The following is a 20071-nucleotide window of genomic DNA, read 5'->3' on the forward strand; positions in this document are numbered from 1 at the left end:
GTCCCGCGGAACGCGGAGATCACCCCGGTCCCGCGGAACGCGGAGATCACCCCGGTCCCGCGGAACGCGGAGATCACCCCGGTCCCGCGGAACGCCGTCGGGCGCTGGGCGCCCTCGGCTGGTGATGAGCTAGACCACTTCTAGTGGATCTTTGTTGGCCGGGCGTCGACGTCCGATCTGGGAGGCGGACCGTACCTTGATCGCGAGCCGGGTGCGCATCAATCGGACACACGAGGGTCTGGTGCGCTGCTCCCATACCCACCTGGCGATCATGCGCCGAGTTTCGCCCGTCGAGGACGAGTGATCGCTCGCTAGGTATGGGGCCTGGTGTCTGGTGGATCGGCGGGAGCCACTCCCGACAAGATCCGCGGGAAGGTCTCTAGGTCTGCTCGCAGCGGCGCTTGAGGCTTTGGGCTTCGGTGTCGACGTAGCGGCGGGTCTGGCGGCCGGTGAGTAGGCCGACCAGCGGGGCGAGCGGGCCCGACTGGCGGATGCTGAGCGTCACGGTCACCCCGTCCCCTGGGGCGCCCGTCGGATCGGCTAGACCTATCCGGGGAGTCGGGGCGTCTTTGGCGTCCCCGGCGTCCCCAGCGGCCTTCGCCTCCTCGATGCGGTGGTCGGCGACGGTCCGCACACCCCCGCTGGACGACGCCCAGGAGAACGAGTGGGCCGGGTTCCAGTCGACGATGGTCCAGCTCAGCGTCGGCAGCTTCGGCTGCTTGATGCTGACGACGTCGCCCTTGGCCAGTTCGCCGGCCGGGCCGTCGGCGCCGGGGACGTACTCGGGCGCGGACTCGACCCGCAGCACCTGGCTCACCGTCGGCGTCCATTCCGGCCAGCGCTCGACGTCCCGCAGCACCGCCCAGACCTTCGCCGCGGACGCGGCGATCCAGACGGATGTCTCGTAGTACACGGCGTCCTCCTGGTTCACTGCCCGCCCGGCGGACCGCCGGTGCCGCGGTGCGGGCCATGTCGTACCGCCGATGATCCATCGACGACGGCCATGGCACTTCTACTACCCTGCTCGGTCGCGAGCCGTACGCCGACAGGCAGTCCCGGCCACCCCGGCCGCACAAGGGCCACAAAGGGCCGCGAACCGCTACGACCTACGCTGATGGCCATGGGCCACACATCTGTCGCTGACCGCGACCGCGCGCGCGGCGCGACAGCCCAATGACCCGCGTCGACATCGAGTACCGGACCGGCGTGCGCGGGCGGATCGCGGTGGGGGCCCGACTGGTCGGGAGCTGGGACGCGGACGGCCGGCCGAGCGACGCGTGGGCCTCGACGCCGATGGTGGCGACCGTCGGACCGGATGGCTGCACGGCGTTCCGGGCCAGTGTGACTCTCGATGTCCACACGCCTACCACCTTCCGCTGGGGCGTGTGGCTGGTACGCGACGATGGGTCGCAATTCTGGGGAATCCCCGGTGAAGTAGCGGACCCGGCCTCCACGGACCAGGTCCGTACGCTTGCGCTCGGGCCGGACGCCCCGGCTGAGGTGAGCACTACCTTCACGCTCAGCGGTCATCACTTCCTTGGCGCCGTTCCGGTCACCGTCCCCGCCGACGACGTGCGGGACGGCGCTGCCGGGGGTGTCGGGGGCGAGCACGGGAGCGACGGCGAGAGCGAGAGCGAAGGCACGGGCCCCACGGCGGACGCGGAGCGAATCCTGTTCCGGGTCTGGGCGCCATACGCCAGGGCCGTCGAGGTCGCGTTCGGCGGCGAGAGCGGCTACATCGCCGACGACGGCCATGGCGAGGACGCGGCCATCGCCCACCTACCGATGCGGCCGGGGCCGGACGGGGTGTGGGAGGCCTCGGCGGAGGGATTCGCCGACTGGGCGGGACGGCGTTACCTCTACCGGGTTACCCGGGAGGACGGCTCGGTTGCCTGGCGCACGGATATGTACTCCCGCCAGCAGTGCGGAGGCGGCGACGTCAATCCGCGCGGCGCGCACTACGACGGGACGGCGGCCGACCTGGACGGAACCGTCAGCTGCTCGGTGGTCGTAGACCCCCGGCCCCAGCCGGCGGACTTCTGGGCCGACGAGTTCGCCCCGGCCCGCCCGGTGCCGCGCCGGGTCGAGGAACTGGTCATCTATGAGCTGCACGTCGGCGCCCTCGGCTTCGGGGAGACGCGGGCGGGCACGTTCGCCGACGCGGTCGCCTTCGTCGACTATCTCGCCGACCTCGGCGTCAACGCCGTCGAGCTGCTGCCGGTGCTCGAGTTCAGCGGCACCCGTTCCTGGGGATACGGCACCTCGCATTTCCTCGCCGTGGAGAAAAGCGCCGGCGGCCGGGAGGGGCTTGCCGGCTTCGTCCGCGCCTGCCACCGCCGCGGCATCGCGGTTCTCGTGGACCTCGTCTTCAACCACTACACGCAGGACGCCGAGCGGGCCGCCTGGATGTACGGCACCACGACGCCCAGCCACAACGCGTACTACTGGTATGAAGGCACCGACGCCGACCACGCCGGCTTCCCGGACGGCGGTTACGTCGACAACCTCTCCTCCGGCTACGCGCCCCGCTACCACGAGGAACAGGTGCGCGCGCTGTTCGTCGCGAGCGCCGTCGCGCTCCTCGAGGAGTTCCACGTGGACGGCTTCCGGCTGGACCAGACGACGTCGATCCACCTGTACAACGCGCTGCACGCGGACGGCCGGCCGGCCGCGGCGGCGAACGTCGCCGGCCGCAAGTTCCTGCGCGAGCTCTGCCAGACGCTGAAGACCGTCGCTCCGGACGTCATCCTCATCGCCGAGGACCATTCCGGCTGGGACGCGGTGACCCGCCCGGCGCCGGCGGGCGGCCTCGGTTTCGACGCCCGTTGGTTTGTGGACTTCTACCACCACCTGATCGGGGACAAGGGCGAGGGACCGGAGTATGCGCGGCTCCTCGAGACCGCCGGCAACGACCTCACCGGCCCGCTGGCGATGGGCCTTTTCGCCGGGGCGCTGGTCGGCGCGGCGGACAGGACGGTCGTCTACCCGGAAAGCCATGACGAGGCGGGAAACTCGGAGCACTCGGAACGCAACATCCTGGTCGCGGTGAACGACGCGCCGCTCGTCGGGGAGACCCGCTGGTACGCCGAGGCGAGAATCCGCTGCGTCACCGCGCTGTCCCTGCTCGCCCCGGGCACACCGATGTTCCTCATGGGCGACGAGGTCGGAGCCACCAAGGCGTACACCTACGACCATTTCACCGAGGACAAGGAGGATCTCCACGGGCTGCGCGAAGGAACCGGCGCGGGCCTGTTCGCCGCCCACCGCGACCTGGCCGGCCTCCGGCTCGCCTCGCCCGCCGCGAAGTCCCGCGACATCGAGATCCTGCACACGAACGACCCCGCCCGGGTGATCGCCTTCCGCCGCTGGTCCGGCCCGGCCGGCGAGACCCGGGGCGAGGAGCTGCTCGTCGTCGTAAGCCTGAACAACGCCCCATTCCCGAGCTACCTGCTGCGTCACCCGTCGCTGTCGGGCACCCCCTGGCGCCCGCGGCTGAGCACCGACGCCGCGACCTACGGCGGCCGAGGCGCTCCGGTGGCCGAGGCGCTCACCCCGACGGCCGACGGCACGGTGGACCTTGCCCTGCCCGCCGTCGCCGCCCTGGTCTTCGAGCGGACGAACGCCGGCTGAGGACCCGCTCGCCCTTGTTCTCCTGGGGACGGTGGCCGCCGGAGGTGCGAAGGAAGAACATTTTCGCACCTCCTTTGGCCCTCTAGGTGACGGGGGCGAGGTCCGCTCGTAGCGAGGCCTCCAGGTCGCCCTTTTCGCCATGGGAAGCGGCGCGGGAGCCGTAGATCCAGACATAGGCCACGAACAGCCCCCAAGCCAGCACGCCGATGCCGATCCGGACGGCGGTCGGCAGACCGGACGGCGTCACGAAGGCCTCGATCACGCCCGAGAGAGCGAGCGCGACCGCGAGCCCGATCGCGATCGACACGGCCGCGCGGCCCTCCGCCGCGAGCGCCTCCGACCGGCGCCGGCCGCCCGGCGCGATGATCGACCAGCCGAGCCGCAGGCCGACCGCTCCGGCGACGAAGACGACCGTCAGCTCCAGCAGCCCGTGCGGCAGGATCAACGAGAAGAACTGGCCGCTCTCGCCGCAGCTCGACATATAGCCGCCGACGACGCCGAGGTTCAGCGAGTTCTCCAGCAGGACGACCAGCGTCGGCAGGCCGAGCAGCGCCCCGAGCGCGATCGCCTGCGCGGACACCCAGGCGTTGTTCGTCCAGATCTGGCTCGCGAACGAGCCCGCCGGGTTCTCGCTGTAGTAGGACGCGAAGTCGTGACGGCACAGCTGGGCCACGTCGTCCGGCGGGACCAGCCGCGCCTGCGCCGTCTGGTCGTAGACGACCCACAGCGCGCACGCCAGGGCGAACAGCAGGCAGAGGGCAGTAGTCGCGATGGCCCACCACCTGCGCGCGTAGACCGCGGCGGGGAAGGTGATGGTGAAGTAGCGGGCGACCACGTGCCAGCCGGGGTCGGCGGTGCCGGTCACGGCCGCGCGGGCGCGGATCACCAACGCGGAAAGGTCGTCGACCATGGCCTGGTCGCGCGAGCGGCTCCTGATCACCGACAGCTGGGTGGCAACCCGCTGGTAGAGCTCGACCAGCTCCTCCAGCTCCTCGCGCGGCATCTTGCGGGGCCGGTTCGCCTGGTCAACGAGGTAGCGCAGCCGAAACCACTCCGGCCGGTGGACAGCGACGTATGCGTCCAGGTCCATCAGTCTGCCCACTCTTCCCAGCCGCCGCGCCGTGTGAGACGTCAGCCATCCACGATCCTCGACCGTCCGTGCTCCACGGTCACGGCCACCGCCACAGCCACATCCGTCCGCGCGCGCACTCACCCCGAGCACCGAAATACTGTCAGACCCCTTGCCGCTCCTGACGACCCCCGTCGCCCACCCGACCCGCCGGCACCGGCGACCGGCCAGGGCCACGAGGCCGGTCGAGAAAGCGACCCAGGGGGTGGCGGGCGGCGTCGATGGACGACGATGTACGGGCGCCGGCCAGCGATGACGGCGGTCGGCAGAGCGGAAGGAACCCCACCATGGGCGAGCATCGGGGCGCGCGGGGCGCGGCCGGATGAGCCAGGTCGTCACCGGCGAGGCGGTCGCCATCGACCTGCGGCCGGCCCAGCTCGGCTCCCGCATGATCGCCGGGCTCGTCGACCTGTTCATCCAGCTGTTCGTGCTTTACAGCGTGCTGGTGTTCACGCTGGTGGCGGTCAACCCACAGGACGAGGCCCTGGCCGTCGCGGTCGTCATCGTCGTCTACGTCGCGACGATGCTCGGCTACCCGGTGATCTTCGAGACGTTCCTGCGCGGCCGGACCGTCGGCAAGATGCTGATGAAGCTGCGCGTCGTGCGCGACGACGGCGGGCCGGTCCGCTTCCGCCACGCGTTCGTCCGCGGGCTCATCGGGGCGGTCGTCGAGCGGCCGGGTGCCCTGTTCGGGCTGCCAGCGGTCATGGCGATGCTGTTCTCCCACCGCTCCAAGCGGCTCGGCGACCTGTTCGCCGGCACCGTCGTGATCCACGAAGGGGTGCCGTCGATGGCCGGGGTGGTGCCAGCGGTGCCGGCGCCGCTCGCGGGCTGGGTCGTCGGGCTGGACCTCACCGGCCTCGACGACGAGCTGACCGGCACCGTGCGCGGTTTCCTCGGCCGGGTGCACGAGCTGTCCCCCGAGGCCCAGGAGCGGATCGGCGCGGACCTCGTCGCCCAGGTCCGCGCCGTCGTCACCCCGCCGCCCCCGCCGGGCACTCCCGGGTGGGCGTATCTGTCGGCGGTGCTGGCCGAGCGGACCCGCCGGTCCTACCGCCGGCTGCGCGCGGTCTCCCGGGCCCGGTACGGGCCGGGAGAGATCCCGGGCGTGCCGCTCCACTACTACCCGGGGCACCTGCTGACGCCCGAGGTCCTCGCCCCGCCCCCGCCGCCTGCCTACGTCGGGCCTCAGCCGCCCGGTGGCTACCCGATCCCCGGCCCGCCGTCCGGCAGTCCGTACCGTTGATACGAGCCGGCAAGGCTGACATCGTCATGGCAGAATTTCGGCCGCGCTTGCCCTGGAAAATCCGATCAACCTGACAAGTTGATGTCAAGGCCTCCCTCCACCGATTGACCAGGTGAGAGCTACGGCCCACCGGCACGCCCGGCCCTTCCACAGCCGGTAGCCAATCTGCGGGAACCCCGCGGAAGGTCGGCGCGGAAGGGCACGGGTTCAGGAACCGTGCCGCCACGAGTTCAGATACTCGACCTGGGTCGGCGTGAGCCTGTCGATCTCAAGGCCCATTGTCTCGATCTTGAGGCTGGCGACCCGCTTGTCGATCTCCACCGGGACGTCGTGGACGCCCGGCGCGAGCGACCGCGCGGCCTTCGTCAGCCACTCGGCGGTCAGCGCCTGGTCCGCGAACGACATGTCCATCACGGCCGCCGGGTGGCCCTCCGCCGCGCCGAGGTTGACCAGCCTTCCCTCCGCGAGCAGCAGCACCCGCCGGCCGTCGGCGAGCACGTACTCGTCGGTGCTCGGCCGGACGCGGCGCGGGCCATGGGTGGCAAGCGCGGCGAGCCCATTGACGTCGACCTCCACGTCGAAGTGCCCGGAGTTCGCCAGGATCGCGCCGTCGCGCATCAGCTCGACGTGCTCGGGCCGGATGACGTCCCGGTTGCCGGTGACCGTAATGAAGACGTCGCCTACCGCCGCCGCCTTCGCCATCGGCAGCACCCGGAAGCCGTCCATGGCCGCGTCGAGGGCCTTGGTGGGGTCGATCTCGGTGACGACCACGTTGGCGCCCATCCCCTTGGACCGCGACGCGACGCCTCGGCCGCAGTAGCCATAGCCGGCGACGACCACCGTCTTGCCCGCGAGCAGCGTGTTCGTGGCCCGGAAGATGGCGTCCAGGGTGGACTGGCCGGTGCCGTAGCGGTTGTCGAACATGTGCTTGGTGTCGGTGTCGTTGACCGCGACCACCGGGAAGCGCAGGGCACCCTCGGCCGCCATCCGGCGCAGCCGGATCACCCCGGTCGTGGTCTCCTCGCAGCCCGCGAGCACGCCGTCGAGCACGTCCTGGCGGGCGGTGTGCAGGGTGTTGACCAGGTCGCAGCCGTCGTCGAAGACATAGTGCGGGGCGAGATCGAGGGCGGCGTCGATGTGCGCGTAGTACCCGTCGCGATCGACCCCGTTGCGGGCGTACGTCGACACGCCGTACTCGGCGACCAGCGCCGCGGCCGTGTCGTCCTGGGTGGACAGCGGGTTCGACGCACACAGCACCACGTCGGCGCCGCCGGCGACCAGGGCACGCATCAGGTTCGCGGTCTCGGTCGTGACGTGCATGCAGGTGGCGATCCTGGCGCCGGTGAAGGGCCGCTCGCGGGCGAAGCGGGCGCGCATCTGGCGCAGCACCGGCATGGCCCGGTCGGCCCATTCGATGCGGGCGACGCCCTGCTCGGCCAGCGAGAGGTCGGCGACATCGTGCCTGGGCAGGCTGGTCGCGGGCGCGACCGAGGCGGCGGTGGAGGTCGTCGCGGTCATGGTGCTGCCGCCTCTCGTCTCGGTCAGTCACGCGCTCCCGGCGGCCGAAGCCTAGGCGGCCGGAGATCCGCTCCAGGGGGTCAGGCACGGCGCCGGCCACGCCGGCACGGCGGGCACGGCTGGGCACGGTGGGTTGTGGCGCGGCGCCGTACCGGAGACGACGATCCAGCCGGGAGGCGGGAGCTGTCAATGAACCTGACAGAGAGCTGTAAGTTTCCGTGCCAACGAAGGTTGAACCCGGCTACGCTTCGGCCCGTGGTCGCTCCTCAAGCCGGCGCAAACCGGGCAGCCTCATGGCTGGCAGGTCCGCGACGGGCCTTCATGGAGGCCCAGGTGCGGGAGGAACGGTTCGTGCGGGAGGTGCTCGACCGGCTGCGAGCGCGCATCCGGCTACGGCCGGAGCAGCGGCTGCCGATCGCCAAGGCCGCCGACGTGCTGGACACGACACCGCGGATGCTGCGTTACCGGGAGTCGCTCGGGCTGGTGACACCCGCCCGGTCGCCGGGCGGGCACCGCGAGTACGGCGAGCGCGAGCTGCTCACCGCCGCCTACGCCGACGAGCTGGAGCGCCGCTACCAGATCAGCCCCAGCGATCTGGCATTCGCGGTGCGGGTGCTGGCCGAGCCCGCCGTCGCGGCCGACGTCCGCCGCCTCGGCGAGCTCACCCGCCGCATCAACACGCCCCCGCCGGTCGCCGCCCTCGACTTCGAGGCCCAGAAGGCCCGCCGCCTCCTCGACCTCCCCTGAGGCGGCGGGCGCTGGACGCGCCGCCCTGCCTGTCGGACGCTGAGCGTCCTCCCAGCGTGGTACCGGGCACAGGCGTATGACCGTGGTGATGCGGGTGCCGAGCTGAGGACGTGGCCGAGTTGGCGCTGCGCTAATGGCGCCGTCACTGTCTTGTGGCTGGGTAGCGCTGACAGGTTGCCGGCGTGGCGTTGCGGCTGCCGGGCGCGTCAACGGACCCACGCCCAGCGGTGGCTGGGCGCGCATGGCTGTCGGGGCCGCGGGTCTCGGGCGGACACACCGAACATCCCGGCGGCAATGGGGGACCATCAGGCGGGCAACCTTATGACCCATAGCTAGGCACTTACGGTGACGCGCATGCAGCCTTCCGTAGTCGACAGGCCCGTCCGGTACGGTTGTCCTTGCTCGCGACGAACCATTTGCGCGGGCGCGGACCGGCCAGCGGGCACCAGCCCATCCACGCGTCGGCCGGCCGTGGACCTGGCCAGCCGACGAGGCCGGACAGGGCAACGGCCACCAGACTGGACGCCGTACGGCGACCTTCCGGCGGCTCGCGCATGCTTGACAGGTCCACCGACACGTCCCCGGCCTCGCCCGGCCGGGCCGACGTCACTGATCTCCTGCTGGGGGTGACGGCCACGGCTGCCGGACGGGACACGCAGACTCCGGTGACGCCGACTGGGCGGGCCGCGCGCCGCGCCGCGGGCACGGCGCCAGCACGCCGGCACGCCGGCCGCTCCGCCCAGAACGGCGGCACCGGGCCGAAGGGCCGGACCGCGCGAGACGGCCGGGTCGCCCGGGTGGCGGGCCGGGGCGGCGCGGCGGGCGGGTCGAGCAGCCTGAGCGGCCTGCTGGAGGATCCGGGGCCGCCGGAGCCACCGCGCCGGAGCCGGTCGTGGTTCGCCAAGCGGGGCGTGGTCCTCTCGTTGTCGATCGGCCTGGTCATGGCGCTGTTCGCGCTGCCCGTGGTCGCCGGTGCCGGGCTGTTCGCGAAGGCGTCGGCTGACCACTTCATGGGCCTGCCGGCCGACCTGCTGACGCCGCCGCTGCCGCAGAACTCGCAGATCCTCGCGGCCGACGGAAGCGTGATCGCCACGCTCCACGGCGAGCAGAACCGGGTCCTCGCCAAGCCCGAGGAGATCCCGCAGGTCATGCGGCAGGCGATCGTCGCGATCGAGGACTCCCGGTTCTACGAGCACGGCGGGTACGACTCGAAGGGCATGCTGCGGGCGCTGCTGCGTAACAGCGAGTCCGGCGACGTGCAGCAGGGCGCCTCGACGCTGACCCAGCAGTACGTCAAGAACGTGCTACTGCAGAACGCGCGCACCCCTGAGGAGCGCGCGGCGGCGATCGACACCTCCGTGTCCCGCAAGCTCCAGGAACTGCGCTACGCGACCACGCTGGAGAAGGAGCTGTCGAAGGACGAGATCCTCGTCCGCTACCTCAACATCGCCTACTTCGGCGACGGCGCCTACGGCATCGGCACCGCCGCGCAGCACTTTTTCGGCGTCAACGTCTCCAAGCTGACGCTGGTGCAGGCGGCGCTGCTCGCGGGCCTGGTGCAGAGCCCGTCGCGCTACAACCCGGTACTCAACCCCAAGGACGCGATGACGCGGCGCAACGACGTCCTCGACCGGATGGTCACGTCGAAGTTCATCTCGGCGACGCAGGCCGAAGGCGCCAAGCAGATGCCGATCACGCTGAACATCACCAGCGGCAGCTCCGTCGACTCCTGCGCCGAGGCGTCCGTGACCGCACCGTTCTTCTGCGACTACGTCCGTACGCAGCTCCTCGCGAGCAAGGCGCTCGGCGATACCCAGGACGAGCGCGACCGCCAGGTCTACGAGGGCGGCCTGCAGATCCACACCACCCTGGACCCGAAGGTCCAGGCGGCGGCACAGGCCGCTGTCGACGCCACCGTAGGCAAGGGGAACCGGGTCTCGGCCACCGAGGTCATCGTCCAGCCCGGCACAGGCAACATCCTCGCGATGGCCGTCAACCGGGACTTCGGTGACGACGCTTCCAAGTTCCAAACGAAGATCAATCTAGCGACCCACGAAAGCTTTGAGCCCGGATCGACCTTCAAGGCGTTCACGATGGCCGAGGCGCTCGAGGAGGGCTACGGCCTGGGGACCCAGTTCTACTCGCCGGCCTGCGTCATAGTCGACGAGTTCCCACTCGCGGGCCGCGGCGAGGAGGGCGGCGACGACTGCGCGAACAAGGGCTACTCGAACGCCGAGCCGAACGAGGCCGGTACCTTCGACATGAGCGAGGCGACCTGGAAGTCGGTCAACACCTACTACATCCAGCTGCTGGCGAAGGTCGGCGTCATGCCGACAGCGGCCCTGGCGAAGCGCCTCGGTATCCCGGACAGCGCGTATAAAGACCTGCCGAACGGGCTGGGCCCGTCCTTCGGTGGCCTGACGCTCAGCCAGCAGATGAAGATCTCCCCGCTCGTCATGGCCAACGCGTACGCGACGTTCGCCGCCGGGGGGATGTACTGCAAGCCCAGGTACGTGACGGCGGCGACCGACTCGTCCAACAAGAAGGTGGACATCGCGCCGGCACCGGACTGCACACAGGCCATCGACAAGAAGATCGCCGATACCGTCGCCAGCGTGCTTGCCGGCGTCGTCACCAAGGGCACCGGTACGAAGGCGGCGATCGGTCGGCCCGCGGCCGGCAAGACCGGGACGAACGACGACTTCACCAGCGCCTGGTTCATCGGCTTCACCCCGCAGATGTCCTCCGCGGTGGCGGTCGGCGACCCTCGGGGCAACTCCGTCCAGAACGCGCTGGTGAACGTCCAGGCGGACGGACAGACGTGGCTGCACGTGTTTGGCGGCGACCTGCCGGCGATCATCTTCAGCCGCACGCTGAAGCCGGCGCTGCAGGGCGTACCGGTCGAGCAGCTGCCGAAGGCGGACCCGAAGACCGCGCAGGGCACGAAGAGCGGCCTGCAGAACCCGGACAAGGTGCCGGCGCCCACCGTCACCCCCGGCCCCGGGATCATTCTCGGCCCAGACGGCCAGCCGCTCCCCGGCCAGCCCACGATCACCCCCCAGCTCCCTGGTCAGCCCAGCGACGGCCAGCCCAACCCCTTCGAACAGGGCCAGGGCGACAACGGTCAGGGGACGGGCGGCCAGTGACCCCGTCTCCCAGGCGTGGGCGTCCCACACCCTGACCCGGACTCGTCGGGCCCTGCCGGACAGGCAGGGCCCGACGATTCGCTCCACACTCCGGGCACAGTCAAGATCTAAGTAGTGTCAGCCGAGTGGGCCCGTCAGCGGACGCGGTCGAGGTCGTGGATGGCGGGTTCGAGGCTCGGGTCGATGCCGATCAGCATCGCCAGGTAGACCGAGGCATAGTCGAGCAGGCCGACCAGGGACGCCAGCCGCTCCACGGGATGGGAACCCGCCGCCGAGAGCTCCGTGACGCCGACGCCGCGCTCCGCGGCGACCCTGACCCCCGCATCGGCACGCCGGCTCACGTCCGGGTGCTCGCTGCCCGGGTCGCGCAGCAGGATCAGCCGCAGCCGGGTGGTGAGCTGGTCGTCGACCCGGTCGCGGAAGAAGTCGTCGAGGCCGTCGTCGTCACTGCTGGCGGCGGCGGCCGCGCGCGCGCCGAACACGCCGTCGAAGGCGGCGATCTGATAGATCGCCGGGTGCGGCAGACCGCCGTGCAGCACCGGGTACTTGGCGGTGACGGCGAGCTGGGTCGCCGCGCGGCTGGCCGCCGCGGCCGTGGCCGGCGACGTGCCCCAGATCATCGGCAGCGTGCCGGCGAGCTCCAGGGCGAGCAGCTTCGCCGGGTTGACGAACGACTCGCTGGACGGGCGGCTGCGAGTGGCGATCTCCTCCAGCCGCGCCGCCGCCGCCTCGGCACCCACGGCCGCGTTCCGGCAGACTCCGAGGGCCGCGCCGGCCACGAGCAGCGGGGTGGCCAACGCCCACAGGCTCGCTCGTTCCGGCCTGGCACCGTCGATCGCGACGAAAGGAGCCCTCGCCCGCTGGGCGAGGTAGTGCAGCGGTGTATCGGCCGGGCCGACGGCCAGGATCCGGCAGCCGCGCCGGTCGGCCTCCTCGACGGCGTTCAGCGTCAGCGGTGACCGGCCCGAACCGGAGATCGCGAGCACCACGTCGGCGACACCGACCCAGCCGGGCAGCCCGTGGTCGTGGTGGCCGATCACCGGGACCGGGCTGGTCGCTCCGGCCGCGGCGGCGAGCACGTCGGACGCGCCGGCCGCCGCGCCCGTGCCGACGACCAGCACGGCCCGCGGGCGCCCGTCGGCGCCCAGCCGGCCGGCGCCCGCCTCCTCGGCGAGGCGCCAGGTCTCACGGATCTGGCGGCCACCGGTCGCCAGCGCCCGCAGCAGCCCGCCGGGGTCGGCGGCGGCCAGTCGTTCCGGTTCGTCCAGGACGTGCTCGTCGACGTACACGTTGGTCGTCAACCGCTCTCGCGTCCCCAGCAATCCGGGGACCTCTCCGAGCCGGCGAACCCGGCCTCGCCGGGCATGTCAGGACGAGGCTGGCGCGGCGGGTTCCGGGAAGGGCGTCGCCTCGTCGAGCAGCATCACCGGAATGTCGTCACGCACCGGGAATGCAAGGTTGCAGGCGGTGCAGACGAGCACCGGGGCACCAGCCAGGGTGTCCTGGCGCAGCGGCGCGTGCTGCGGGCACGGGCACGCGAGAATCTCCAACAGCAGCGGATCGAGGCTCATCTTGGCAACTAGTCCCTTCCACCACGGATGCTGGCCAGGACCTCGTCCCGGAGCCGGCTCATGGTGTCATCATCCTCCGCCTCCACGTTGAGGCGCAGCAGCGGTTCGGTGTTGGACGGCCGCAGGTTGAACCAGGAGCCGTCCGCGAACGACATGGTCAGCCCGTCCAGGCGGTCGATGTCGGCCGCCTTGTCCGCGTAGGCGGCCTCGATCGCCGTCATCGACGCCTTCGCGTCGGCGACCTCGGAGTTGATCTCACCGGACGCGGCGTAGCGGGCGTAGCCGTCCAGCAGCGCCGACAGCGGCCGGTCCTGGCCGCCAAGCGCGGCGAGCACGTGCATCGCGGCGAGCATGCCCGAGTCGGCCCGCCAGAAGTCGCGGAAGTAGAAGTGCCCGGAGTGCTCGCCACCGAAGACGGCGCCGGTCCTGGCCATCTCGGCCTTGATGAACGAGTGCCCGACGCGGGTGCGCACCGGAGTACCGCCGAGCCTGATGACCAGCTCGGGGACGGCCTGGCTGACGATCACGTTGTAGATGATCGTGCCGCCCGGATCGCGGGCGAGTTCCCGCTCCGCGACCAGGCCGGTGATCGTCGACGGGGACACCAGCTCGCCGCGCTCGTCGACGACGAAGCAGCGGTCGGCGTCGCCGTCGAAGGCGAGACCGATGTCGGCACCGCTCTCCCGGACGGCGGCCTGCAGGTCGCGCAGGTTCTCCGGCTCGATCGGGTTCGCCTCGTGGTTCGGGAAGCTGCCGTCCAGCTCGAAGTACAGCGGGACCAGCTCGACGGGCAGGCCGGCGAAGGCGGCCGGGACGGTGAACCCACCCATGCCGTTGCCCGCGTCCACGGCGACCTTCAACGGTCGGATGCCGGACAGGTCGACGAGGGCGCGCAGGTGGGCGACGTAGGCGTCGCGCAGGTCGACCTCGCGCACCGCGCCCCTGCGCCCGGCGGGCTCGGGGACGCCGTTCGCGACCATGTCGCGGATCTCGGCGAGGCCGGTCTCCTGGCCGATGGGCGCGGCGCCCGCGCGGCACATCTTGATGCCGTTGTACTTGGCCGGGTTGTGCGACGCCGTGAACATCGCGCCGGGGATGTTCAGCGAGCCGGCGGCGAAGTAGAGCAGATCCGTCGAGCCGAGGCCGGCGAGCACGACGTCGGCGCCCTGGCTGGTCGCGCCGTCGGCGAACGCGCCGGACAACGGAACGGACGAGTCCCGCATGTCGTGGGCTATGACGATCTCGGTGGCGCCGGTCAGCCGGACGAACGCCGCGCCGGTAGCGCGCGCGATGTCAGCGTCGAACTCGGACGGCACGACTCCGCGCACGTCATACGCCTTGAAGATCCGGGCGAGGTCAAGCCCCATTGCCCTCCACCTTCCGCACCCCGTCTCGCGGTCGGCGCTCTCCGCCGCGGCTGGCTGTCCCTGTATGCGCGCTGTACGCGCTGCTGGTGCCCGGGCGGTCCCCGGCAACGCGACCGACCCTATCGGGCAGGTCCGGCCACTCCGCCAGGCACCCACGGACGGCCAGCCCGAACGCCCGGCCGCGCCGGGCACGCCAGCCGCCGCGCCGCCCTTTAGTGCTTCTGGGGACGGGGGCCTCCGGAGGTGCGAAGGAGGAGCATTTTCGTACCTCCTTTGGCCCTCTAGGAGGTGCGTACGGCTCGCAGATGACCCCGGCGGCCCCCGCCGGGGTCATCCCGCGGAGGCTCCTCGGTCCCGGTCTGCACCGGGCCGTGGCCGGGCACTGGGCCATACCCGGGAACCGGGCCATAGCCCGGTGCCTCACCAGGCAGCGTCCCGGGCCTGGCGACCTCGCGGACGACGTCCGCGAGTGCTTCCAGGTCGTCGGTGGCCGGGTTCCGCGGGGGTTCCGGATCGAGGCGCACGACCGCCCAGCCCCGCGGCACGGTCAGCCGGTCGGCGTGCGGGCCGCACAGGTCGTACGAGTGAGGTTCCACGTACGGCGACAGCGGCCCGAGCACCGCGGTGGACTCCGCGTAAGCGTAGGTGAGCGTGGCAACCGCGACCGCGGAACAGGCCGAGCGGGAGCAACGCCGGGGCTTCACGTTCCGGACGGTAGACCCCGGAACGGGCGGCGGCCACAACCGCCCGCCGTGTCGCGCCCGAGACGGGGCGACTGTGACTTAACCTGACCCGATCCATCACTTTCCGTTGCCCAACAGCGACATCCAGCAATAGCACAAGGTATCTAACCGATCACCCGGAGTCCCCGACCCCCTCGCGGTCACGCCGACGCGCCCACCTCACCCACACGCACCAGGAGAACGCCCAAAGACCGACAGCCGGGCGCGCGGCGTTACGCTGGGCCGGTGGTGGACGAAGCGCCGGCGCCCGAGCCGCTGCCCGCCGTGCGCTTTCCGACGCCCATGCGGCGGGCGATCCCCGCACGCCGCCGGCGGGACCGGCGTGGCCGCGGCATGCGCGGGACCCTGTTCCCACCGGACGTGCCGGCGTACTCGACCCGCGGCGAGCGGTTCGACGACCTCGTGCTCGACGCGGTCGAGCACCTCGACCTCCGCTGGTCCGACCAGCTCGCCGGGGTGGAGTTCGCGGTCGAGGACGTGCCTCCCGTGGGCGTCTCCGACGACGTCGTCCCGCTGGCCCTCTACCAGCCAGGCACCGGCCGCGGCCGGTCCGCGACGCCTCGGCGCATCGTGGTCTACCGCCGCCCTCTGGAGGCCCGCGCCGTCGACACCGAGGATCTCGCCGAGCTCGTCCTCGACGCGATCATCCACGAGGTGGCCGACATGCTCGGCGTCGACCCGGCCGTCATCGACCCCGAGGGCCACGGCTGGGGCGAAGAAGAGTGATGACAGACGCCCACGCCCAAGGCGCCGTCGTGGCGGGTGCTCACGTCCCCGCGTCACCCGAGCCCAAGGCCGCGAGCGACCCCGCCGGCGCCGGCCTGGCCTCCGGGCACGCGGCGGGCGACGTCGTGGCGGTGGCGCGCCTGCTGCCGGTGTACGGGCACGTGCAGCACTATGCGTGGGGCTCGCCAGACGCGATCTACGACCTGCTCGGCGAGGCGCCCGCGGGGCAGCCGGCCGCCGAGCTGTGGCTCGGCACCCATCCGGTCGCCCCGGCGGAGGTCGACGACGCCGGCCGCCGCCGCCCGGCCGCCGAGCTGATCGGCGCGCTGCCGTTCCTGCTCAAGGTGCTGGCCGCCGAGAAGGCACTCTCCCTCCAGGTCCACCCGGACCGGGGGCAGGCCCGCGCCGGCTTCGACGCGGAGGAGCGGGCCGGCGTCCCGCTGGACGCGCCGCGGCGCCGCTACCGCGACCCCAACCACAAGCCCGAGCTGATCGTCGCGCTCACCCCGTTCCGGGCACTGGCCGGGATCCGCGAGCCGGCGCGGACGCTCGCCGTCGTCAGGGCGTTCGGCGTCGCGGAGCTCTCGGCCGCGTTCCGGCCGCTCGACGCCGACCCTGCCCGCGGCGCGGCCGCCGTCCTGCGCACGCTGCTGACCCTGCCCCGCGAGCGCGGCCGGGCGCTCGCCAGCGAGCTCACCCGCGCGGCGTCAACCGTGGCGGCCCGCGGCGACGATGACGGGGACGTCGCTCGGGCTGCGGACCTGGTCGGCCGGCTCGCCGCCGCGCATCCCGGAGACGTCGGCATCGCCGCGGCGCTGCTGCTCAACGACGTCACCCTCAAACCGGGTGAGGCGCTGTTCCAGCCGGCGAGGCTACTGCACGCCTATGTCCACGGCGTCGGCATCGAGATCATGGCGACGTCCGACAACGTGCTGCGCGGCGGCCTGACCCCCAAGCACATCGACGTCGACGAGCTGCTGCGCCTGCTCGACCCGACGCCCTCGGACGCCCCCGTCCTCACCGCGAAGATCCTGCGTGCCGGTGGGGGCGGGCTGGTGCGCTACTGGCCGGTGCCCGTCGACGACTTCGTGCTCGCCGAGGCCATCTGCGCCGGCGGCGAGGTCACGCTGAACCGCCCGACGGTACTGCTCGCCGTCGACGGCACCGTGGACGTCCACACCACCGGCGACACCGCGGCCGGATCCCCGGCCGAGCCCCCGGCGGAGGCCGGACGGGCGGGAGGTGGGACTGGTGGCGACGGCCCGCCCGCCGCCGGCACGTCGATCCGCCTGGCCCGCGGGCAGGCGGCGGTGCTCACCGCGCCGGTCACGGTCACGCTGCGCGGCACCGGCCGTGTCTTCGCCGCCCGCCCCGGCACCCGGCCAGCCCCCCGGCCGGCCTAACGCCTCGCTCGGGCTACATCCCACCGGCGGTGGGCCGCCGCCGGCGCGCCGGGCGCCTACCGCGCGGCCGACGGGTCCGCGACCAGGACGGCGGGGCCGACGGGATCCGCGGGGATGAGCGGCAGCACGGAGCTGACGGTGCGCAGGCGCGGGCCGTCGGCGCTGGGCTGGCCGTCCGCGGCGTCCCCGCCAGACGGCGGGCCGGCCGGTTTCCCGAGCAGCTCGGTCACGCCCACGGGGCCGCCGGAGACGGAAAGGGTGCCGCCGGAGTAGCCGGCCGGAAGCGCGACGGCGACAGCGCCTCCGCCGGGAACCATCACCGCGTGGCCGTCGAGCCGCGCCGTCGCCGGGCCGGCGGGCGCCGCGAGCAGCAGCGCGCCGGCCGTGCCCGGCGGGATGGGCGGGACATCCAGATAGGGCACCAGCGAGTGGTCCGCAAGCGAGGAGCGGGCGGTGGCGGACGCCGCGACGCCGGGTGCCTGCCCATCCGCGGGCACCGGGGTGCCGGCGACCCAGACCCCACCGTCCGCACCCGCACCCGCGGCCGTGCCGTCGGCCGCGCGGCCGCCGTCCGGAGCGCCGGACGGCAGCCGCAGTCCGGCGACGACCGGGGCCGGGCCCGCCGTCTCGACCAGCACACCGACGGACTCACCGCGTGGCAGCGTCAGCGGGATCGACGTCGCCTCGCCTCCGGGCACCGCCACGGCGTCGAGGCCGGCCGGACTGGTGGGCCTGCCGCTGGCCGTCACCAGGCGGACGCGGACCCGTGCGTCCGTCGCGGGAGCCGCGACGACCAGCTCGGCGGCGGCCCCACCGGCTCCCGGCGGGGCCAGCACGGGGCCGACCAGCACCGCGCGCGCCGGCGCGGCCGTGCCGGGGACCGGGGCGAGATCCCAGGCCCCGCCGTCGCTCGGCCGGTCGACCAGCCAGGACGACACCCGCCCGGCCCTGACCTCGACGCCGACCACGGCCGCCGCCGCCTCGGGCGCGACGGCCGCGAGGCGCTGGCCCGTGGTCTCACCGGGAGGCACCACTACCTCGGTGACGGTCGGCGCCCTGCCGGGCGCGAGGGCATGGACGGCGAGCCGGGCCGGCGCCGAGCCCAGATTCGCCAGGAAGAGAAACGGGTCGTGACCGGCCCCTGTCGCCGGGCCGGCGAACCAGGCCCAGCCGGCGGACGGCCCGCACAGGTCCCGCACCGGCCCCGCCGGGCCGCCAGGCGCCGTCACCGTCGCCGACAGGTTCGCCACGGTGCTGCCCCGCAGCGCCACCGGCCGGCCGGAGGAGACCTCCAGCCGCATCAGCCCGGCCTGGTCGGCCGCTGACAGCCCGGCGAGCGCCGCGAGGCCGGGCGGAGGCTGCGGCGCTGGCGCCGCGGCGAGCCTGGCGAGCCCGGCCTGCTCCCCGGGCGGCAGTGCCGCGAGCGCCGCCAGCGCCTTCGCGTCAGCCTCCGACTTCAGGGCGGACAGCGCCTGGCGGGTGTCCGGCGCCAGGCTGGCGAGCCCGGAGAGGTCCGACGGAGCGGGGCGCGGGGCCGCGACGGGCGGCGGCTGGGCGCCGGGCACCTCCAGGTGGCCTCGGCGTGCGTCGCCGCGCAGCACCGCCGTCGCCGGCGGGTGCCACGCGGACGGCCCGTCCGTGCCCGCGGCGCCGCTCCCCGCCGCCTCCTCCCCCGCCGCCTGGTCGGGCGAGCCGCCGTCCTCGCCGCCTGGGGCGGCGCCGCCCCCGTCGCCCGCGACGAGGGCCGCGGCGACCTGGCCGCGGGTGTCGGAACGGGCGATGTCGATCCGGGTCGGCGCCCGGCCCGCCGAGCCGAGGTCAGGGCAGACCAGGGCGCGGCTGCTCGGCGGGGCGCCCACCCGGTAGGCGGTCTCGGCGGCGACCGGCTCCCCTGGTGGCGCCAGCATCGGCAGCTTGTCAGGCACCAGCACCGCCGCGGTCGCGATCACCGCCATCCCCGCCACCGAGGCCGTGACCGCCGCGGGCACCGGCCCCCACCGGCGGCGGCGCGCCCTGTCGTCGCTCATCCGCCCGCCCACCAGACCGTCGTGCCGCCCCGGCGCCGCCGCCAGGCGCAGGCCCTGGTCGACAGGGCGGCCAGCGCCAGGGCGCCGACGATCGCCGCCTCGACGACGACGAGCGCGCGGTGCGGCGTGTGGTCGTAGCGCACCTGGACCTCGCCCGCCGGGCCCCCGGGCACCTCGAACGCCTGCGCCCAGCCCCAGGCGGCCACGGGTGTGAGCGGGCGGCCCGCCAGGGTCGCCCGCCAGCCGGGGTCCGCCGGCTCGGCCAGCACCAACAGCCGCCCGGCCGGTCCCGCGGGCAGCAGGCCGTCGGACGACGTCTCGAAGGATGACGCCGACGCACCCGTGCGCGCCTCGGGCCGGGAACGCGCGAGCGCCGCGCCGGGACCCATCACCACCCGCCCGACGGCCGCGGCGCGGACCGCCGCGACGCCGCCCGTCCCCGGGTGGCCGGATCGGCCGACGGGGCCGGAACGGGCGGCGACGGCGAGCCCAGGGGGCAGCAGCCGCGCCTCGGCGGCGGCGCCGAGGCCTGGCGCGAGCCGCCAGTAGTAGCCATCGAGCCTGGTCTGGTCGCGTTCGAGACCGTCGGAGGCGTCGAGCGCGCCGGCGAGCCGGCTGGTCGCGTCGGCCGGGACGTGGGCCGCGTCTCCGGGCCGGCCGCCGTCCGCCGGAACGAACACGGCTCCGGCTCCGAGAGCTGGGAGCGCTGAGGCGCCCCAGCCGCCGCCCACCGTCAGGTCCGCCACGGCGAAGGAGAGGAACTCGGCCGCGGGCCGGGACGAGCCGCCCGCCGCGTCGACGATCGTCGGGCCATGGCC

At 73.3% G+C, this 20071-nt stretch carries 14 protein-coding genes and 1 pseudogene; 6 read left to right on the plus strand and 9 right to left on the minus strand.

The annotated features are described in order from the left end of the window. Positions 1-379: 379 nt before the first annotated feature. Positions 380-913: an SRPBCC family protein gene (locus BCD48_RS24690; protein WP_071050761.1), complete on the minus strand. Its 534-nt coding sequence runs from the start codon at positions 911-913 to the stop codon at positions 380-382. Positions 914-1173: 260 nt separating this feature from the next. Between BCD48_RS24690 and BCD48_RS24695 the strand changes: the two genes are divergently transcribed. After that, positions 1174-3630, plus strand: coding sequence for an alpha-amylase family glycosyl hydrolase (locus BCD48_RS24695; protein WP_071050753.1), 2457 nt, complete (start codon positions 1174-1176; stop codon positions 3628-3630). A gap of 82 nt (positions 3631-3712) precedes the next feature. On the opposite strand, the gene BCD48_RS24700 is transcribed toward BCD48_RS24695, so the two are convergent. Continuing rightward, positions 3713-4720, minus strand: a complete 1008-nt coding sequence (locus BCD48_RS24700; protein ID WP_071050762.1) for a stage II sporulation protein M — start codon at positions 4718-4720, stop codon at positions 3713-3715. A 361-nt stretch (positions 4721-5081) separates the two neighbouring features. On the opposite strand from BCD48_RS24700, the gene BCD48_RS24705 reads away from it, so the two are divergent. After that, complete coding sequence (locus BCD48_RS24705) at positions 5082-6005, plus strand: RDD family protein (RefSeq protein WP_071050754.1); 924 nt, start codon at positions 5082-5084, stop codon at positions 6003-6005. A gap of 207 nt (positions 6006-6212) precedes the next feature. Here BCD48_RS24705 and ahcY read toward each other — a convergent pair whose 3' ends face one another. Further along, positions 6213-7523 carry an adenosylhomocysteinase gene (ahcY, locus tag BCD48_RS24710; RefSeq protein WP_071050755.1) on the minus strand — a complete coding sequence of 437 codons (1311 nt, stop codon included), beginning with the start codon at positions 7521-7523 and terminating at the stop codon, positions 6213-6215. A 333-nt stretch (positions 7524-7856) separates the two neighbouring features. On the opposite strand from ahcY, the gene BCD48_RS24715 reads away from it, so the two are divergent. Both BCD48_RS24715 and BCD48_RS24720 read left to right on the plus strand, forming a co-directional pair. After that, positions 7857-8270: a MerR family transcriptional regulator gene (locus tag BCD48_RS24715; RefSeq protein ID WP_083419139.1), complete on the plus strand. Its 414-nt coding sequence runs from the start codon at positions 7857-7859 to the stop codon at positions 8268-8270. A gap of 554 nt (positions 8271-8824) precedes the next feature. After that, the gene (locus tag BCD48_RS24720; protein WP_071050756.1) at positions 8825-11416 is read left to right on the plus strand and encodes a transglycosylase domain-containing protein; all 2592 of its coding nucleotides are present in this window, start codon (positions 8825-8827) and stop codon (positions 11414-11416) included. A 134-nt stretch (positions 11417-11550) separates the two neighbouring features. Here the strand turns inward: BCD48_RS24720 and BCD48_RS24725 are convergent, their stop codons facing one another. The 4 genes from BCD48_RS24725 to BCD48_RS24740 form a co-directional block, all read right to left on the minus strand. Continuing rightward, the gene (locus BCD48_RS24725; RefSeq protein WP_071050757.1) at positions 11551-12705 is read right to left on the minus strand and encodes an SIS domain-containing protein; all 1155 of its coding nucleotides are present in this window, start codon (positions 12703-12705) and stop codon (positions 11551-11553) included. Positions 12706-12783: 78 nt separating this feature from the next. Then, positions 12784-12987, minus strand: coding sequence for a Trm112 family protein (locus BCD48_RS24730; protein WP_071050758.1), 204 nt, complete (start codon positions 12985-12987; stop codon positions 12784-12786). Positions 12988-12995: 8 nt separating this feature from the next. Continuing rightward, positions 12996-14354, minus strand: a complete 1359-nt coding sequence (locus tag BCD48_RS24735) for a phosphomannomutase/phosphoglucomutase (RefSeq protein WP_071050759.1) — start codon at positions 14352-14354, stop codon at positions 12996-12998. 281 nt (positions 14355-14635) lie between these two features. After that, entirely contained in the window at positions 14636-15058 is a 423-nt protein-coding gene (locus BCD48_RS24740; protein ID WP_071050760.1) for a DUF3499 domain-containing protein, read from the minus strand. Positions 15059-15322: 264 nt separating this feature from the next. On the opposite strand from BCD48_RS24740, the gene BCD48_RS24745 reads away from it, so the two are divergent. Both BCD48_RS24745 and manA read left to right on the plus strand, forming a co-directional pair. Next, on the plus strand, positions 15323-15823 hold the full coding sequence (locus BCD48_RS24745; RefSeq protein ID WP_241841958.1) for a metallopeptidase family protein: 501 nt from the start codon (positions 15323-15325) through the stop codon (positions 15821-15823). After that, complete coding sequence (gene manA, locus BCD48_RS24750) at positions 15820-17226, plus strand: mannose-6-phosphate isomerase, class I (RefSeq protein WP_241841959.1); 1407 nt, start codon at positions 15820-15822, stop codon at positions 17224-17226. Before BCD48_RS24745 ends, manA begins: the two co-directional genes overlap by 4 nt. A 56-nt stretch (positions 17227-17282) precedes the next feature. On the opposite strand, the gene BCD48_RS24755 is transcribed toward manA, so the two are convergent. Further along, positions 17283-19253 (minus strand): DUF5719 family protein, encoded by a 1971-nt coding sequence (locus BCD48_RS24755; RefSeq protein ID WP_071050766.1) that lies wholly within the window; start codon positions 19251-19253, stop codon positions 17283-17285. Continuing rightward, positions 19250-20071: pseudogene (locus BCD48_RS51535) on the minus strand (hypothetical protein); the annotation flags it as partial. The pseudogene BCD48_RS51535 and the gene BCD48_RS24755, both read right to left, overlap by 4 nt.

This window comes from Pseudofrankia coriaricola, from assembly GCF_001854805.1.
Classification (GTDB): domain Bacteria; phylum Actinomycetota; class Actinomycetes; order Frankiales; family Frankiaceae; genus Pseudofrankia.

Excerpts from the sequence above, each read along its gene's own strand:
- BCD48_RS24700 (WP_071050762.1), bottom strand. The coding sequence starts at position 4,720 with ATGGACCTGGACGCATACGTCGCTGTCCACCGGCCGGAGTGGTTTCGG.
- BCD48_RS24730 (WP_071050758.1), bottom strand. The coding sequence starts at position 12,987 with ATGAGCCTCGATCCGCTGCTGTTGGAGATTCTCGCGTGCCCGTGCCCG.
- ahcY (WP_071050755.1), bottom strand. The coding sequence starts at position 7,523 with ATGACCGCGACGACCTCCACCGCCGCCTCGGTCGCGCCCGCGACCAGC.
- BCD48_RS24735 (WP_071050759.1), bottom strand. The coding sequence starts at position 14,354 with ATGGGGCTTGACCTCGCCCGGATCTTCAAGGCGTATGACGTGCGCGGA.
- BCD48_RS24720 (WP_071050756.1), top strand. The coding sequence starts at position 8,825 with ATGCTTGACAGGTCCACCGACACGTCCCCGGCCTCGCCCGGCCGGGCC.
- BCD48_RS24705 (WP_071050754.1), top strand. The coding sequence starts at position 5,082 with ATGAGCCAGGTCGTCACCGGCGAGGCGGTCGCCATCGACCTGCGGCCG.
- BCD48_RS24695 (WP_071050753.1), top strand. The coding sequence starts at position 1,174 with ATGACCCGCGTCGACATCGAGTACCGGACCGGCGTGCGCGGGCGGATC.
- BCD48_RS24755 (WP_071050766.1), bottom strand. The coding sequence starts at position 19,253 with ATGAGCGACGACAGGGCGCGCCGCCGCCGGTGGGGGCCGGTGCCCGCG.